This window comes from Waltera intestinalis (assembly GCF_009695995.1).
Lineage (GTDB): Bacteria > Bacillota > Clostridia > Lachnospirales > Lachnospiraceae > Acetatifactor > Acetatifactor intestinalis.
This window is the reverse complement of the sequence record NZ_VUMU01000016.1, coordinates 14,102-31,371: the sequence shown is the minus strand read 5'-3', so window position 1 is coordinate 31,371 and position 17,270 is coordinate 14,102. Positions and strand designations below refer to the sequence as shown.

General features: G+C 49.1%; 13 protein-coding genes. All 13 read left to right on the top strand.

Going from position 1 to position 17,270, the window contains the following annotated elements:
- Nucleotides 1-61 precede the first annotated feature (61 nt).
- A complete protein-coding gene (gene araA, locus FYJ59_RS11605) occupies nucleotides 62-1,558 on the top strand; it encodes an L-arabinose isomerase (protein ID WP_154497429.1) in 1,497 nt (498 codons plus the stop codon).
- Nucleotides 1,559-1,623: 65 nt separating this feature from the next.
- Complete coding sequence (locus FYJ59_RS11600) at nucleotides 1,624-3,225, top strand: response regulator (protein WP_154497427.1); 1,602 nt, start codon at nucleotides 1,624-1,626, stop codon at nucleotides 3,223-3,225.
- Nucleotides 3,226-3,249: 24 nt separating this feature from the next.
- A complete protein-coding gene (locus FYJ59_RS11595) occupies nucleotides 3,250-4,695 on the top strand; it encodes a sensor histidine kinase (RefSeq protein ID WP_154497425.1) in 1,446 nt (481 codons plus the stop codon).
- A 175-nt stretch (nucleotides 4,696-4,870) separates the two neighbouring features.
- Nucleotides 4,871-5,917, top strand: a complete 1,047-nt coding sequence (locus FYJ59_RS11590; RefSeq protein WP_154497423.1) for an ABC transporter substrate-binding protein — start codon at nucleotides 4,871-4,873, stop codon at nucleotides 5,915-5,917.
- A gap of 109 nt (nucleotides 5,918-6,026) precedes the next feature.
- The gene (locus FYJ59_RS11585; RefSeq protein WP_154497599.1) at nucleotides 6,027-7,526 is read left to right on the top strand and encodes a sugar ABC transporter ATP-binding protein; all 1,500 of its coding nucleotides are present in this window, start codon (nucleotides 6,027-6,029) and stop codon (nucleotides 7,524-7,526) included.
- A complete protein-coding gene (locus FYJ59_RS11580) occupies nucleotides 7,519-8,619 on the top strand; it encodes an ABC transporter permease (protein WP_022152728.1) in 1,101 nt (366 codons plus the stop codon). Before FYJ59_RS11585 ends, FYJ59_RS11580 begins: the two co-directional genes overlap by 8 nt.
- Nucleotide 8,620: 1 nt before the next feature.
- Complete coding sequence (locus tag FYJ59_RS11575) at nucleotides 8,621-9,643, top strand: ABC transporter permease (RefSeq protein WP_154497421.1); 1,023 nt, start codon at nucleotides 8,621-8,623, stop codon at nucleotides 9,641-9,643.
- Between the two features lie 128 nt (nucleotides 9,644-9,771).
- The gene (locus tag FYJ59_RS11570) at nucleotides 9,772-11,481 is read left to right on the top strand and encodes a methyl-accepting chemotaxis protein (RefSeq protein WP_205839533.1); all 1,710 of its coding nucleotides are present in this window, start codon (nucleotides 9,772-9,774) and stop codon (nucleotides 11,479-11,481) included.
- A gap of 32 nt (nucleotides 11,482-11,513) precedes the next feature.
- Nucleotides 11,514-12,626: an ABC transporter substrate-binding protein gene (locus FYJ59_RS11565; RefSeq protein WP_235898029.1), complete on the top strand. Its 1,113-nt coding sequence runs from the start codon at nucleotides 11,514-11,516 to the stop codon at nucleotides 12,624-12,626.
- Between the two features lie 133 nt (nucleotides 12,627-12,759).
- The gene (gene flgM, locus FYJ59_RS11560; RefSeq protein ID WP_154497417.1) at nucleotides 12,760-13,035 is read left to right on the top strand and encodes a flagellar biosynthesis anti-sigma factor FlgM; all 276 of its coding nucleotides are present in this window, start codon (nucleotides 12,760-12,762) and stop codon (nucleotides 13,033-13,035) included.
- A 4-nt stretch (nucleotides 13,036-13,039) separates the two neighbouring features.
- Nucleotides 13,040-13,558, top strand: a complete 519-nt coding sequence (locus FYJ59_RS11555) for a flagellar protein FlgN (RefSeq protein WP_235898027.1) — start codon at nucleotides 13,040-13,042, stop codon at nucleotides 13,556-13,558.
- Nucleotides 13,559-13,586: 28 nt separating this feature from the next.
- Nucleotides 13,587-15,305 (top strand): flagellar hook-associated protein FlgK, encoded by a 1,719-nt coding sequence (gene flgK, locus FYJ59_RS11550; RefSeq protein ID WP_205839532.1) that lies wholly within the window; start codon nucleotides 13,587-13,589, stop codon nucleotides 15,303-15,305.
- Nucleotides 15,306-15,318: 13 nt separating this feature from the next.
- Nucleotides 15,319-17,241 (top strand): flagellar hook-associated protein FlgK, encoded by a 1,923-nt coding sequence (gene flgK / locus FYJ59_RS11545; protein ID WP_154497413.1) that lies wholly within the window; start codon nucleotides 15,319-15,321, stop codon nucleotides 17,239-17,241.
- The last annotated feature ends 29 nt before the right edge of the window (nucleotides 17,242-17,270 follow it).

Sequence of the window (17,270 nt, the reverse complement as noted above, 5' to 3'; positions counted from 1 at the left end):
GAAGCATACAAGTTGTAAAATGGAAATATCGAAATCGTATTTTTCAGAGGAGGTATTACTTATGTTACAGACGAAAAACTATCAATTCTGGTTTTGTACAGGCTCGCAGGACTTGTATGGAGACGAGTGCCTTGCGAAGGTGGCGGAGCATTCCCACAAAATCGTGGATGCCCTGAATGCTTCCGGTGTGTTGCCCTACGAGGTTGTATGGAAGCCGACCCTGATCACCAACGAGCTGATCCGCCGCACTTTCAATGAAGCCAATCTGGATGAAAACTGCGCCGGCGTGATCACCTGGATGCATACCTTTTCTCCGGCGAAATCATGGATCCTGGGATTGCAGGAGTATCGCAAACCGTTGCTGCATTTCCATACGCAGTTTAACGAGGAGCTGCCCTATGATACCATTGATATGGACTTCATGAATGAGAACCAGTCTGCACATGGTGACAGAGAGTACGGCCACATTGTCAGCCGTATGCGTATGGAGCGTAAGGTGGTGGTGGGCCATTGGTCAGACCCGGTGGTACAGGGCAAGCTCGCATCCTGGATGCGCACCGCGGTAGGCGTGGTGGAGAGCAGCCATATCCGTGTCATGCGTGTGGCAGATAATATGCGCAATGTAGCGGTAACCGAGGGCGACAAGGTAGAGGCACAGATCAAGTTTGGCTGGGAAGTAGATGCTTACCCCGTAAACGAGATCGCAGAGAGTGTAGATGCAGTTTCCGAATCTGATGTCAATGCTCTTGTAGATGAGTACTATGAGAAGTATAATATTTTATTAGAGGGAAGAGATCCCGGAGAGTTCAGAAAGCATGTAGCGGTGCAGGCACAGATCGAACTGGGTTTTGAACGCTTCCTGGAGGAGAAAAACTATCAGGCGATCGTGACCCATTTCGGTGATCTGGGTGCCCTGAAGCAGCTACCGGGACTGGCGATCCAGCGGCTGATGGAGAAAGGCTACGGCTTCGGTGCGGAAGGCGACTGGAAAGTAGCAGCCATGGTGCGTCTGATGAAGATCATGACCGGGGGAGTGAAGGATGCCAAGGGTACTTCCATGCTGGAGGACTATACCTATAATCTGGTCAAGGGAAAAGAGGGTATTCTGGAAGCTCATATGTTGGAAATCTGTCCTACTATTGCGGACGGTCCGATCAGCATCAAATGCCAGCCTCTGTCCATGGGAGACAGAGAGGATCCCGCCAGACTGGTATTTACTTCCAAGGAGGGACACGGCATTGCTACATCCCTGATCGATCTGGGCAATCGTTTCCGCCTGATCATCAATGATGTGAACTGTAAGAAAGTGGAGAAACCTATGCCAAAGCTGCCCGTAGCCACCAATTTCTGGACACCCGAGCCGGATATGTATACCGGAGCGGAAGCCTGGATCCTGGCAGGCGGTGCGCATCATACCGCCTTTACCTATGATCTGACGGCTGAGCAGATGGGTGACTGGGCAGCTATGATGGGTATCGAGGCTGTATATATCGACAAGGATACAAAGATCCGTGATCTGAAGAGAGACTTGATGCTGGGAGAGGTATTCTACCGCTAGGGTACTTCAAGTGGACAGGAACCCCAAAAACTTCTATCCGCAGTAAAAAGAAGGGTATCGTAAAAATGTTAAAAGTGTTTTTGGTGGAGGATGAATTCGTCATCCGCGAGGGAATCAAAAATAATATCGACTGGGAGACTCATGGCTATGAGTTCTGTGGGGAGGCCGGTGACGGAGAACTGGCCTATCCCATGATCCAGAGGCTGCGTCCGGATATCGTGATCACTGATATCCGGATGCCGTTTATGGACGGGCTGGAGCTCAGCAGACTGATCCGCAGAGAGCTTCCGGACATCGAGATCATCATTCTGTCCGGTTATCAGGAATTTGAATACGCGAAGGAAGCCATCAAACTGGGGGTGGCGCAGTATTTGTCCAAGCCGATTAACGGAGAGGAACTTCTGGCCGAACTGGAGGAACTCTCAGCAAAGATCGAGGAAAAACGCAGAGCTACCCAGATCCGTGAGCGCTATTTGAAGGAGATGGAGGAAAATACACTCAGAGAGCGAAAAAAACTGTTCCAGAGTCTGGTCGTTGGGGATAATACCGCAGCAGAATTACTGGAGTCAGCGGAGAGACTCGGCATCGATCTGTCGGCACCGTGGTACAATATTATTTTATTTAAGACGCAGTCACTGCGCCATGCACAGGACGAATACTCCGGCAGCCTGATCCGCATCGAAGAAGAACTGCGGTCACTGGAGGACGGAACAACGGTAGTATCATTTGACCGTAACCTGGAGGGCAAAGCATTTTTGCTAAAGGCGGAATCTGAAGAACAGTTACAGCTTCAGCAGCAGGAATATATTGAGAAGATCAAAGATATTATGGAAAAGTATGAGCACATCCGCTATTTCGGAGGCATTGGCAGACCGGTGAACCGTCTGCGGGAGCTTCCGGCCTCCTTTGAACAGGCCAGTCATGCTTTTGCTCACAGGTATCTGGTGCAGGACAGCCGCATTCTGGATGGCGGGCATCTGGCACAGGGAACGGAAGAAGAGCCCTTTGATATCAAGCAAGTCAATCCCAAACAGATCGATCGGACCAGGATCCAGGAATTCTTGAAGCAGGGAGACAGAGAAGAGGTCGTTTATTTCGTAGAAGAATTTTTCCGGGATCTGAGCAACAAAGCACTGCAGTCCAATATTTTCAGGCAGTACATCACGATGGATGCCTATTTCTGCGTGGCGGATTTCCTGGAAAGCCTGTCAACAGATACGCAGGATCCGGAGACTCCGAGCCAGGATGAGAAGACGCAGCAGGACAGCGACAGTGCTATACAGTATATTATACGGATCCTGGACAAAGCGCTGGAAGCAAGAGACAGAGCAGCCAGCAGCCGCTATGACGATGTGGTGGAGCAGGTGATGAAATATATAGAGGAAAACTATGCAGAAGAGGAGCTGTCATTGAATCTGCTGGCATCCCACGTGAATTTCTCACCGAATCATCTGAGCATGATCTTCAGTCAGCAGACAGGGACGAGTTTCATTAAATATCTGACGGATTACCGTATGAACAAAGCAAAGGAATTATTGCGCTGCACCGGCAAACGCAGCAGCCTGATCAGTCAGGAGGTAGGGTACAAGGACCCTCATTATTTTTCCTATCTGTTCAAAAAGACCCAGGGGATGACACCTACCCAGTATCGGGGCGGCATCAAATAGCCACGATCGCGGAAAGGACTTCTTATGAGAAAAAGGTTAAAAGAAATTTACGATCATTCTACGCTCGTGGCAAAGATAAGATATTCTTATCTTTGCCTTTTAGTGCCTTTTGTATTGTTTCTGATCTTCTGTTTCTATAATCTGTGGAATAACAATCGCAGATATGAGGACATGGTCAATTCCTCTGTTATGGCCAGTCAGTTCAGCCTGGATTTCCAAAAGGATTTTGATTATGAGACCTATCTCCTCATTGTGGGCAACAAGACGCTGGAGGAATCCAGTCTCCATGCCATGCTGGAGGAAGCAGATGAGATCGTGGCAGGACTGGAGGAATTAACTGAATCACAGGAGAATCGCAAGCGCCTGACCAGCGTAAAGAAATATCTGAATAACCTGGGAACCTATATTGGAAGGATCGAGGACAATATCCGTGAGGGTAACCGTTACGAAGATAATATAGAAATCTGGGAAAATGATGTACAGATCGTGACATCTCTGGTAGGAGACACGATGTCACGATACATCTATTATGAGATCCGTGGGATCCAGGAGAGCAGACAGCAGTATCAGGACTTTTTTGTGAATATGATCCGGTTTTCTGTGATTGCTTTTGCATTGATCCTGATGTTGTGTTTATTTTTATCCTATTATATTCCACTGAGTATTACAAGACCTATCAGACGACTGACCCAGGTGACAGATCAGGTGGCGAAAGGGGATCTGACGGTACGATCGGATGTGACCGGCGGATTGGAGGCCCGGGTGCTCAGCGATTCTATGAATACCATGATCGACAAGATCAATGAACTGCTGGAGCAGGTGAAGACCGAGCAGGTGCGCCTGCGCAAGGCGGAATTTGAACTGCTGCAGTCCCAGATCAATCCTCATTTTCTATATAATACGCTGGATGCCATCGTATGGCTGGCGGAGGCCGGTGAACAGAAAAAGGTTGTGAGTATGGTAGGCAGTCTGTCCGATTTCTTCCGCATTTCATTAAATCAGGGACAGGATATTCTGGATGTCAGGGAAGAGCTTCAGCATGTGCGCAGCTATCTGGAAATCCAGCAGATGCGCTATCAGGATATTCTCCAATATGAAATCTGCGTGCCGGAAGAACTGTACTCCAGCCGGATACCCAAGATCACATTGCAGCCGCTGGTGGAAAATGCGTTGTACCACGGCATTAAGAACAAACGGGGAAAGGGTATGATCCGCATTGATGGGGAAATGGAGGACAGTGACTGTATCCTGCGGATCACCGACAATGGCAGGGGCATGACACCGGAACGCTTGGGACAGGTACGGGAGGGCATCCGCAATCAAAATGCCTGTGAGACGGAAATCTACGGACTTTATAATGTAAATGAACGGATCCGTTTGAACTTCGGGGAAAAATATGGGATCACCATTACCAGTACCTATGGCGAGGGAACCTGCGTGACGGTACGGCTGCCGGAATATACTTTGTGAGAAAAATAAACCATCATCGTAAAATATTCAACCGTTTACGAGGGTAGTCCTTTTTTGTCATAAAAATTCCAACTTTTCCGAGAGGTATCTTTATGGTTTTTTGCTTTTTTTCACGATAAAATAGGATCATCAAAGAAATAGTTCTTTGAACAACAAAAAATTGGGAGGTTATACAATGAAAAAGAAAATTTTAGCAGCAGTAATGGCAGCAACCATGGTATTTAGTCTGGTAGCATGCGGCTCCTCTGATGCGGGCAGCAACGCAGCCACCGGAAGTGCAGACACCGGAAGTGCAGTTGCGGACACCGCAAGCGCCGGAACTACAAGCGCGGATGCATCCGGAGATCTGATCAAGGTCGGTATCATCAACAATGACCCTAACGAGTCCGGTTATCGTACCGCAAATGATAAGGATATGAAGGAAACTTTCACTGAGGCAAACGGCTACGAAGCATCTTTCGCATATAGCTTAAAGAACGACGAGCAGATCACCGCAGCACAGAAGTTCATCCAGGATGGCGTTGACTACCTGCTTCTGTCCGCAGCAGATACTGCCGGCTGGGATTCCGTATTGAAGGACGCACAGGATGCAGGCATCAGAGTTATCCTCTTCGACCGTACCATTGATGCAGATGAGAGTCTGTATGAGGCATCCATCGTATCCGATATGGCAAAGGAAGGCCAGACCGCAGTTGACTGGTTAAAGAGCCAGAACTTAAGTGAATATAACATCATTCATTTACAGGGTGTTATGGGTTCTGCAGCACAGCAGGGACGTACCGGTGCCCTGGATGACGCGGCAGCAAACGACGGCTTCAATCTCGTAACACAGCAGACCGCTGAGTGGAACGCAGAGAAAGCACAGCAGATCGTACAGTCCGTGATCGATGCAGGCACTCCTTTCAACGTAATCTACGCTGAGAACGATGATATGGCTAAGGGTGCGGTAGCAGCTCTGGATAAGGCTAATATCTCCCACGGCGTAGGCAAAGACGTTATCGTTATGGGCTTTGACTGCAACAAGTGGGCTCTGGAAGAGCTGAAGGCAGGCAACTGGAACTACGATGGACAGTGCAATCCTTTCCAGGCTTCCTATATTGATGAGATCATCAAAAAGCTGGAGAACGGTGAGACCATCTCCGAGAAGACCGTCATCATGGATGAGAAGGGCTTCGATGCGACTACCATTACTCAGGAAGATGTAGACAACTACGGTATCTAGTCTGACGTAAATGACCAGAAGCGCGGCGCATGCTAGCTCCGCGCTTCTTTTATCAAAGATCAAAGAAGATTAAGGGGTGAAACTTTTGGACAATAACAAAGTATTGGAAATGAAAAATATTCACAAAAGCTTTCCCGGTGTACGAGCTCTGAAGGGCGTGGATTTCTATCTGAACAAAGGTGAGATCCATGCATTGATGGGAGAAAACGGTGCCGGAAAGTCAACCCTGATCAAGGTGCTGACAGGTGTCTATAGCAAGGATGAAGGACAGATCTTCATCGACGGCAAAGACAAGGCCGTGTCCATTCACTCTCCGCAGGAGGCACAGAAGCTGGGCATCAGTACTGTATATCAGGAGATCACACTCTGTCCGAATCTGTCCGTGGCAGAGAATATGTACATAGGACGTTCTAACAAGATCTATCAGAACTGGAAGAAAATGAATGAGGACGCAGATAAGATTTTACAGAATCTGGATATCCCTGCGAAAGCGTCCCAACAGCTGGCAAGCTGCTCTATCGCTGTACAGCAGATGGTGGCCATCGCCAGAGCTGTAGATATGGATTGTAAAGTACTGATCCTGGATGAGCCGACCTCCTCTCTGGATGAGCAGGAAGTAGAAAAGCTTTTCGGTCTGATGCGTGATCTGAAGGCCAGAGGCGTGGGTATTATCTTCGTAACTCATTTCCTGGATCAGGTATATGAAGTGTGTGACAAGATCACTGTCCTGCGGGATGGCGGACTGGTAGGCGAATATGCCATCAAGGACTTGCCCAGAGTACAGCTGGTATCCAAGATGCTCGGCAAGGAGCTGGATGACTTGTCCGACATCAAGGGTGAACAGAAAGCAGATCAGAAAGCGGAAAGCACAGAGCCGCTATTCGAGACCAAGGATCTGTGCAGTGACGCCGGGATCAAGCCTTTTGATTTCTATATCAAAAAGGGTGAGGTCAACGGATTTACCGGATTGCTGGGATCCGGCCGAAGCGAATGTGTCCGTGCTATTTTCGGTGCCGACCGTATCATTGGCGGTACAGTGAAAAAGAATGGCAGACAGGTGAAGATCACTAAGCCTCTGGATGCTATGCGTCATGGCATTGGTTATCTGCCGGAGGATCGTAAGCGGGACGGTATCGTAGGTGACTTGTCCGTAAGAGAGAATATTATCCTGGCACTACAGGTGCTTCGTGGATTCTTCCGACCGATCTCCCGGGCGGAAGCTAATAAATTTGCAGACGAATACATCAAACTGTTGGATATTAAGACTGCATCCGCCGAGACTCCCATCAAGTCACTGTCCGGTGGTAATCAGCAGAAGGTAATTCTAGCCAGGTGGCTTCTGACCCATCCGGAATATCTGATCCTGGATGAGCCTACGAGAGGTATCGATGTCGGCACCAAGGTGGATATCCAGAAGCTGGTACTGAAGCTGGCAGGTGAAGGCATGAGCGTGACCTTCATTTCTTCTGAGACCGACGAGATGCTCCGTACCTGTTCCCGGCTGGTAGTCATGAGAGACCGCAGGGTGGTAGGAGAGCTGTCCGGGGAGGATCTGACCCAGACCAAGATTATGAGTACGATTGCCGGAGGTGAGAGTAAACATGAGTAAGGAAAAAACAGTGGAAAAACAGAATAAAAATTTCCTCAGCGGATTGTTCCGGCAGCAGATCTTCATTCCCATTGCAGCCCTGATCATTCTGGCAGTATTCAATCTGATCGCGGATCCCAGCTTTTTCAAGATCACACTGGGATATAACAGCGCAGGAGATCCGGTATTGTCCGGATATCTGATGACAATCTTAGACTACGGTTCCGAACTGGCGATCCTGGCTATCGGCATGACACTGGTCACTGCCGCATCCGGCGGACAGGATATCAGTGTGGGCGCGGCCATCGCTATTGCAGGCAGTGTGATCCTGCGGGTACTGTGCGGTACCAATTCCAGACCCGATACCTTACAGGCTCCCATTATCGTAGCTTTTCTGATCGCCTGTGTGGTGGCAATGCTCTTCGGCGCATTTAACGGTGTGCTGGTAGCGTATTTCAAGATCCAGCCCATGGTAGCGACGCTGATCCTCTATACGGCAGGCCGTTCCATCGCTGCATGGATCAACAACAACGAACTTCCTATTGTAAGTGATCCGACCTTCAGTTATTTCGGCGGATTTATTCCCGGAATCCCCATTCCCACACCGTTTTTCATTGCGGCAGTGTGCGTACTGGTGATCTTCCTGGTACTGAAGTTCACGACACTGGGGCTTTACACCCAGTCCGTTGGTATCAATGAAAATTCCTCAAAATTAAATGGACTGAATCCCACATTTATTAAGTTCCTGACCTTCGTGATCTTAGGACTGTGTGTGGCGGTAGCGGCACTGATCAAGGTAAGCCGTCTGTCCTCCATCAACTACTCTGTGATCGCAAAGGACATCGAGATGGATGCCATTCTGGCAGTAGCACTGGGCGGCAACTCCTTAAGCGGTGGTAAGTTCAACATGGCAGCGTCAATCCTGGGTGCCTATGTTATTCAGTTCCTGACCACCACCTTATACAAATTTGACGTACAGTCGGATGCGCTTCCCGCTTACAAAGCAGTGGTAGTTATCCTGTTGGTGGTATTAAGCACGCCAAAGGTAAGAGAGTGGCTGTCCGCTGTTGGCAAGAAGCTGAAGCAGAGTAAGACCGTAAAGGAGGTTGGCTGAAATGGGTAAGAAGTTAAAAAATATGACAGATACCAATCTGCTGCTGACCATCACAATTGTAGTATTTTTTGTAATGTATATCGGAGCTATCGTGTTCCAGGGAAAAGGCTTTTTAAAGCCACAGACGTTTTTCAATATTCTGAACGCCAACGCAGCTCTGATCATACTTTCCTGCGGTATGAGCTTAGTCATGATCACTGGTGGAATCGATATCTCCGTCGGTGGCGTGGTAGCACTGGTCAGTATGAGCTGTGCGGTATACCTGGACTTTGGCGGAGGCAATGTATTCATTTCTATGCTGATCGCCGTTGCTATCGGCCTTGCCTTCGGTATCGTACAGGGCTTCCTGGTAGCGTACCTGGATATCCAGCCCTTTATCGTGACACTGGCCGGGATGTTCTTTGCCAGAGGCATGACCACCATCGTAAATACTAAGCCCTTCAATGTGGCGAATGAAAACTTCACTGCACTGAAGGAGACACGTGTGTTCGTTCCGGGGATGGGATCTGTGAACAAGTTGGGAAATTATGTAAATGCCTATGTGGAAATCGGTGTGATAGTAGCACTGATGGTAGTCATAGTGATGTTTGTCATGCTCCGCTGGACGAAGATGGGCCGCAGTTTCTATGCTGTGGGCGGCAACAACCAGAGTGCACTGATGCTGGGCATCAATGTTAAGAGAACGAAGTTCCTGTCCCATCTGCTCTGCGGACTGTTGGCAGGCATCGGTGGCTATGTATACTTCCTGCATGTAGGAAGCGGTTCGGCTTCTCATGCGACAGGCATGGAGATGAATGCCATTGCATCCTCTATCATTGGCGGTACAATGTTGACAGGCGGTGTTGGTAATATCATCGGAACCTTCTTCGGAGTATTGTCCTTAAGCACCATCCAGAACATCGTATCCAGTGCAGGTCTGGATCAGGCATGGTGGACCGGTATCACCATTGCAGCTATGCTGTGTCTGTTCCTGGTGGTACAGAGCGTGGTGATCGCCAGAAAAAAGAAAATGCTGCAGAAATAAATAAGAGTAGTTTCCTTCTGCTGGAGGAAGGAGAAGAACGAAATGAAAAGAGCGTGGCTGATGTGCAGCCACACTCTTTTTCCGCTAGTAAAAGTAATCCACTGGATATTAAGGGGGGGGTAAAAGTTATGAAAAAGACGAAGGTAAAAAAACAAAAGACTCCGAAAAAACAGGGATGCAGCCTGTTCCTGCTGCTGATGCTGCTGGCACTGGCACCGGTAGTTCTGGCAACAGTGATCCTCAGCACCACATCCTTACATCTGACCAGAACGAATCTGGAAGGCAGTGTACAGACCACACTGCATGTAACTGCGGATAATCTGGCAAAATACTGTAAGGAAAATGAGATCACGGCAATGAATGCCAGCGGTTATTACGAGTACCTGGACAGCCTGAAGGAAGAAGACCTGGAGATGGCCATTCTTGCAGATGGCATTCCAGCTACCACATCCATTAAAAATGAAAATGACTATCGTATCCGTGAAATCCCCATGGATCAGGACCTCGTGTCAGGCGGTGGGACGGAGGGTTATTATGATAAAAATGTAGTGATAGATGGAAATGCTTATTATGGTTATTATATCCCGATTATGAATGACGGACGGATCACTGCGGTAGCTTTTGCGGCGGAACGGAAAAATGACATCACCGATGCTCTGTGGGAAATCGAGGTTGTATTCCTGATCTGCGCAGCGGGGATAGTGCTTCTGTTTGGTGCCATCTGCTTTTTCCTGAGCAGAGCACTGTCGAGCAGGATGAAGGAGACTGGCGCCAGGGTGGATGCCCTGGCAGAAGGTGATCTGAGTGCCCAAAAAGAATCCCACAGTATCGTCCGTGAAATCCGTAATCTGTTACTGAATACCTCGCAGATGCAGCGGAATCTGGCGCAGGTCATCGGCGGTGTGCAGGAGGTATCCGGAGAACTTCTAAACAGTGTACGGCAGGTCGCAGAGGGAAGCAATGCTACCATGGAACAGGCGGAGCAGATCAGTCAGGCCGTGGATCAGCTGTCCGCTGCAGCAGAAGAAATGGCGGAAAATGTACAGAACATCAGTGACCGCATGGACGAGATTGGTGCGGCGGTCAACGACATCAGTGCCAGTGCCGGACAACTGCAGAAGGATTCGGAGGAGATGCAGGACAACAGTAGAAAAGCCGGAGAAGGTATGGAAAAGATCATGACCGGTAGCAGCCGTTCCGTGGAATCCGTGGATACTATTACGTCCAAGATCCATGAGACCAACGATTACATTGAAAAAATCGATGAAGCGGTAGCTCTGATCTTCTCCATTTCCGGACAGACAAATCTCTTAAGTCTGAATGCCTCTATTGAGGCCGCGAGAGCCGGAGAGGCAGGAAGAGGATTTGCAGTGGTAGCGGAAGAGATCCGTAAGCTGTCGGAGCAGAGTGCCGCCGGGGCCGAACAGATCAAGGAACTGGCACAGGGGATCATGGAGAAATCCGGTGAGACTGTGGAACAGGCGGATGTGGTAAAGGATATCATCCGGGAGGAACAGGATTACATTATTGCAACCAGAGAGCAGTATCAGCAGTTAGAGCAAAGTATCAGACATTCTGCGGAAGAGATCCGCAAGATTGCCGGAGAGACCAGACATCTGTCACAGCAGAAAGAGGATATTCTGGGCAATATCGGCAGTCTCAGTGCTATCAGCGAGGAAAATGCAGCCAACAACCAGCAGGTAAATGCAAACATTGATGAAATCCTGACGCAGATACAGACAGTGGGCGCAAACTGTGATAAAATGAAACAGATCTCCGGGGAACTGGAGAACTCTGTGGCGTATTTTCACACAGAGAAAGAACCTGCCGGAAAATGAGAGAATGACAGAGTGGTTTCCGGGTGGGAAGAATGACAGAACAGGATGACATTACAGATATGAAAAAATGCAGAACAGGAAGACGATGGATGATAGGTCTGTTGCTGGGGCTGGGAATGATACTGGCCGGATGTGGCAGCAGACGAAGTACTGCGGATGACACGGTGACATCGGAAGAGATACAGATGGATCGTATCGTTGTTGGCTTTTCCCAGCTGGGAGCGGAATCCGACTGGCGCAGTGCCAACACGGAGTCCATGAAAAGCACTTTTACAAAGGAGGCAGGGTATGATCTGATCTTTGAGGATGGGCAGCAGAAGCAGGCCAATCAGATCCGGGCTATCCGCACATTTATCCAGCAGGAGGTAGATTATATCGTGCTGGCACCGGTGACGGAGACCGGTTGGGATACGGTGCTCAGAGAGGCGAAGGATGCCGGGATCCCGGTGATCATCGTGGACCGGAAGGTGGATGTGGAGGATGACAGTCTGTTTACCTGCTTTGTAGGGTCTGATTTTGAATTGGAGGGCCTGAAAATGGCAGAGTGGCTGAATGCATTTTCTGTTAACAAGGGAATTGCCCCACAGGATATTCATATCGTAAATATTCAGGGAAACATCGGTGCTTCTGCCCAGATCGGACGAACCAGGGGACTGGAACAGGGCGTGGCAAAATACGGTTGGGATCTGTTGGACCAGGTATCTGGAGAATTCACCCAGGCCAAAGGCAAGGAGGTCATGGAGGCTTTTCTGAAAAAATATGACAATATCAACGTGGTCTATTGTGAGAACGATAATGAAGCCTTCGGAGCCATGGAAGCCATCCGCGCAGCGGGCAGAACTGTGGGCAGTGACCTGGCGGCAGGAGATATCATGATATTGTCCTTTGACGGTGTCAGCACTGAATCCATGGACTGCGTACTGAAGGATGAGATCACCTGTATCGGAGAATGCAATCCGCTACATGGACCAAGGGTAGAAGCACTGATCCGGATCCTGGAGGAGGGCAGGACCCCGGAAAAATTCTCTTATGTGGAAGAGGGACTGTATGCTCATGATGATACTGTGGTCTCTGTGACGGTAGATGATAAGATTTACCGCGTACAACAGGTGGACAGAGAACTTTGCAAAGAGAACGCATATTAAAAAATCTGAGGTAACGATCCGAATGTCACAGACATGGGATCGTTACATTTTTTTGCGGGAACTATAAAGTAATTGCAATTTAGTCCGATACATATTGTGAAACACGAATCACATTCGGGAAGGAGGAGTCGATATGCGTATTGAAGCGTATACACAGGTACAGCAGCTGTATCAGTCTCAGAAGCTAAGCAGAACACAGAAGACTAAGACAGTCACACACACGGACAGACTGCAGATCAGCAGCCAGGGCAAGGATTTCCAGACCGCTAAGGCAGCAGTGGCCGCCGCACCTGACATCAGGGAAGAGTTAACGGCTCCCATTAAAGCAAGGATCCAGAACGGTACTTATGGAGTGGATAATGCCAGCTTTGCAGAGAAGCTGCTTCAGAAACAGGAAGAAATGAGGTAGTTCTTTGGCTAGTTTAATGGAAAACCTGATAGATGTATTAGGCAGAGAGAGTACGGAGTACGAAGCTCTGCTTCAGTTATCACAACGCAAGACACCGATCATAGCAGGCGGTGATCTTGCAGAATTACAGAAGATCACGGACGAGGAGCAGGAGCTTGTAAGCAGGATCCATAATCTCGACAGACAGAGAGCGGGAGTGACTGCGGACATAGCCGATGTATTGAACAGGGATGTTAAAGAGCTGAAGCTGCCCAATCTGATCACCATGTTATCTGCACGCCCTGCGGAGCAGCAGGCACTGGCAGAAGCACATGACAGATTACAGGCAGCAGTCCGGGGACTGAAACGTATCAACGAGCAGAACAGTGAACTGTTAAACAGTGCACTGGAGATGGTGGAGTTCGAGATGAATCTCCTCCAGGCGGCGAAGACAGCACCCGAGACAGCCAATTACAATCGCGGAGCTTACAATGCAGGAGATACCATGGGCGTTATCGATCATGGTTTCGATGCCAAGCAGTAAGATACAGAGGTGAGAGTTCATGCCATTAATGGGTAGTTTATATATTGGATCGTCCGGATTACAGACAAGTCAGAATGCGCTGAATACCACAGCGCATAATCTTTCTAATGTGGACACCACAGGCTATACCAGACAACAGGTACAGCAATCTAACAGAGCTTATGTCACATTATCTACAGATCCGAAGTCTATTGCCAACAAACAGACGGGTCTGGGTGTCACATATTCCCGTGTAAAACAGGTCAGAGATTATTTCCTGGACAAAACATACCGCAAGGAATCCGGACGCAGTATGTTCTATGAAGTGTCCACGGAAGTCATGGAAGAAGTAGAGAGCCAGCTGGGAGAGTTGAACGGCGAGGCTTTTCAGACGACCATGACCGATTTCTGGACTGCAGTACAGGAGCTTTCCAAGGATCCCAGCAGCTCCGTGACGCAGGGACTGATCGTACAGAGAGCATCCGAATTCGTGCAGAGAGCAAGTGCGGTATATGATGGCTTAAGCTCCTATCAGGACAACCTGAATACACAGATCAGACAGAATGTGGATAAGATCAATAAATACGGCAATCAGCTGCTGACATTAAATGATCAGATACGTGCCATTGAGAGCGGTGGTATTGAGCATGCCAATGACCTGCGGGATGCGAGAAATCAGATCCTCGATGAACTGGCAGAGCTGACCAATATGAGCTTTTCGGAGGACAGATACGGCAGTGTATCCGTACAGATCGAGGGTGTGGATTTCGTCAAGGACGGAACCTGCTATGAGATCGCCATGAAGACGGACGAAGCTACCGGCTTCGTGACACCGTTCTGGCCCATGAATGCTTCTTATACTACAAGGGATGACGGCACCAGAGTCTATAATATCGACGGCGCGGAAGTGTTTGATCTCTCCATCGAGATCTCATCGGATCTGGGAACTGACATCGGCGGGCTGAAGGCTATGCTTTTGGCCAGAGGTGATCACAGAGCCAACTATACCGACCTGGCAGAGGGAAAATACGACAGCGTATCCCAATCGGTCGTTATGAACATACAGGGTGAATTTGACCAGATGATCCACAATGTGGTGACGAAGATCAATGATATCCTGGCAGATGCAGCCGGGGTACAGAGCGGAGATCTGGAGCTGGCAGACGGCACAAAGCTTACAAATGTAAAGTATTGTGCGGTGGAGTCCGACGGTTATATGTGCATGGATGATGGTACTCCGATCCAGTTATTTACCAAGGTGACGACAGACGGCTATCGCAAGGTGACAGGGAAAGACGGCAAGGACTACTGGGTCATGAACGAGGAAACGGCGGAAAAGCCTGAGAGCCTCTACACCATCGGCAATCTGCAGGTGAATCCCACATTACTGCAGGAGCCTTCCAAGCTGGGCTTCCGTCTGGCTGATGGCTCAGAAGATAAGGAAACAGCGGATGCACTGAAGGCAGCGTTTACCGAAGAAGCCTATACGCTGAATCCCAACGTACAGAAAAAGACTACTTTTGTAGATTATTATACGGATCTGGTATCACAGGTAGCGAACTCCGGATATGTGTTCCGGAGCATTTATGAGAACCAGGTCAACACCGTGGAAGCCACACAGAGTGCCAGAGAGCAGGTGGTCGGTGTCTCCACGGACGAGGAACTGTCCAATATGATCAAGTTCCAGAATGCATACAACGCATCCAGCCGATATATCAATGTGATCAGCGAGATGCTGGAGCATATTATTTCCACATTAGGAGTATAGGAGGCGATATAGAATGCCCTCACAATTTTTTGGATTAAATATTGCATATACAGGACTGCTGGCCAGCAATGCTGCCATGAACACCACGTCCAACAATATCGCCAATGTACAGACGGAAGGCTACAGCAGACAGCAGGTAACCCAGCAGGCATCCAATGCGTTGCGTGTATTCCAGACCTACGGCTGTGCCGGCGCCGGTGTAGAGACACTGGCCATCGAGCGCGTCCGCGATGAGTTCTATGACGGAAGATTCTGGGACAACAATGCACAGCTGGGCGAATACGATATGAAGCAGTATTACATGCAGCAGCTGGAGACGTATTTTGATGATGACGGCAAAAGCACCGGCTTCAAGACCATCTTCGATCAGCTGATGGTGACCGGTATGCAGGCATTGTTGAAAGACCCAAGCAGTGACACAGCCAAGTCCCAATTCGTAGGATATGCCGGAGCACTGACCGAGTATTTCAACGGCATGGCGGGCAACCTGGAAAAGGTTCAGAAAGACATCAACCAGGAGATCAAGCTGAAGGTAGATGAGATCAACTCCATCGCCGGCGAAGTCGCTACTTTAAATAAACAGATCAATACCATCGAACTGACCGGAGTGAAAGCAAACGAGCTCCGTGACCGCAGAACCCTGCTGATCGATGAATTGTCCAAGATCGTGGACGTGCAAGTCAAAGAGACACCGATCATCGATGCCAACAATGAGAACCGTGAGACCGGTGCCAACAGATATATGGTCAAGATCGCCGGAGGCCAGATGCTGGTAGACGGCAGTGATTACAACGGTCTCGAATGTGTGGCAAGAACCTCCTATGAGAAAGTAAACCAGACCGATATCGACGGTCTCTATGAAGTCTACTGGGCGGACGGGCAGAAGTTCAACCTGTACAATGCATCCATGGGCGGTGATCTGGCAGGACTGATCCAGATGCGTGACGGCAACAACGGCGAGAATTTCACCGGACAGGTGACCGCCACCGGCACGACGACCACGGCAGACGGCAAGACCCATGATACCGTAACCGTAAAAGTAACCAAGGCTTATCTGCAGGACCTGAATAAATGTAATCTATCGGATCAGGGAGGCATCCTGGATCTGGGCAATCAGGAATTCTACTATGATTCCTGGGAATATACCTGCGAATATGATGCGAACGGCAACGCCACTTACTCCTATACATTTACTTTATCGGACAGTGAGAAGAATCCCCGGGGAATTACCAATGACCGTGTGGGGAAAAAGGCAGAGATCGGTACCGACCTGTCCTATCAGGGCATCCCTTATTACATGAACCAGATGAATGAGTGGATCCGTACCTTCTCTCAGAAATTTAACGATATTCTCACCTCCGGCTACAGCGGAAACGGGGATCCCGGCGTGAAGATGTTCACCGGTAATAAAGCTACCGGTGGTGAGCAGTTCCTGCTGGATGATGCGGCGAAGCGATATGACAAGCAGGAAAAAAAGGCCGGCAGCAAAATGACGGTAAAGGTCAACGACGACAGTTACTATCGCCTGACAGCGAAGAATTTCGACATTCTGGAGGCTATCGAACAGGATCCCGGACTGATGGCGAACCGAAAGGATGCCGCGGACGGTGTGGAACAGAACGACCTGTTGAACGATCTGAAGAATCTTGCCACAGATAAGACGAAGATGAGCTTCCGAGGATGTAATGCTTCCGAATTTTTACAGTGTATTCTGTCGGATGTGGCTTTGAACGCTTCCAGAGCGAATACCTTTTATGCAAGCTTTAAGGATATCTCCGCTACTATCGATAATCAGAGAATCTCCATCTCCGGTGTCGATGAGGATGAAGAAGCGGTGAACCTGGTGAAATACCAGAACGGATACAATCTGGCTTCCAAGATGATCCAGACCCTGACGGAGATCTATGACAGACTGATCCTGGAGACCGGAGTCTAGTATGAAAATGGTATGGAATTCTATAGAGA

Bases quoted from the DNA above. Each gene is read 5' to 3' on its own strand.
- araA (WP_154497429.1), top strand. From the start codon at position 62: ATGTTACAGACGAAAAACTATCAATTCTGGTTTTGTACAGGCTCGCAG.
- FYJ59_RS11600 (WP_154497427.1), top strand. From the start codon at position 1,624: ATGTTAAAAGTGTTTTTGGTGGAGGATGAATTCGTCATCCGCGAGGGA.
- FYJ59_RS11595 (WP_154497425.1), top strand. From the start codon at position 3,250: ATGAGAAAAAGGTTAAAAGAAATTTACGATCATTCTACGCTCGTGGCA.
- FYJ59_RS11590 (WP_154497423.1), top strand. From the start codon at position 4,871: ATGAAAAAGAAAATTTTAGCAGCAGTAATGGCAGCAACCATGGTATTT.
- FYJ59_RS11585 (WP_154497599.1), top strand. From the start codon at position 6,027: ATGAAAAATATTCACAAAAGCTTTCCCGGTGTACGAGCTCTGAAGGGC.
- FYJ59_RS11580 (WP_022152728.1), top strand. From the start codon at position 7,519: ATGAGTAAGGAAAAAACAGTGGAAAAACAGAATAAAAATTTCCTCAGC.
- FYJ59_RS11575 (WP_154497421.1), top strand. From the start codon at position 8,621: ATGGGTAAGAAGTTAAAAAATATGACAGATACCAATCTGCTGCTGACC.
- FYJ59_RS11570 (WP_205839533.1), top strand. From the start codon at position 9,772: ATGAAAAAGACGAAGGTAAAAAAACAAAAGACTCCGAAAAAACAGGGA.
- FYJ59_RS11565 (WP_235898029.1), top strand. From the start codon at position 11,514: ATGACAGAACAGGATGACATTACAGATATGAAAAAATGCAGAACAGGA.
- flgM (WP_154497417.1), top strand. From the start codon at position 12,760: ATGCGTATTGAAGCGTATACACAGGTACAGCAGCTGTATCAGTCTCAG.
- flgK (WP_205839532.1), top strand. From the start codon at position 13,587: ATGGGTAGTTTATATATTGGATCGTCCGGATTACAGACAAGTCAGAAT.
- flgK (WP_154497413.1), top strand. From the start codon at position 15,319: ATGCCCTCACAATTTTTTGGATTAAATATTGCATATACAGGACTGCTG.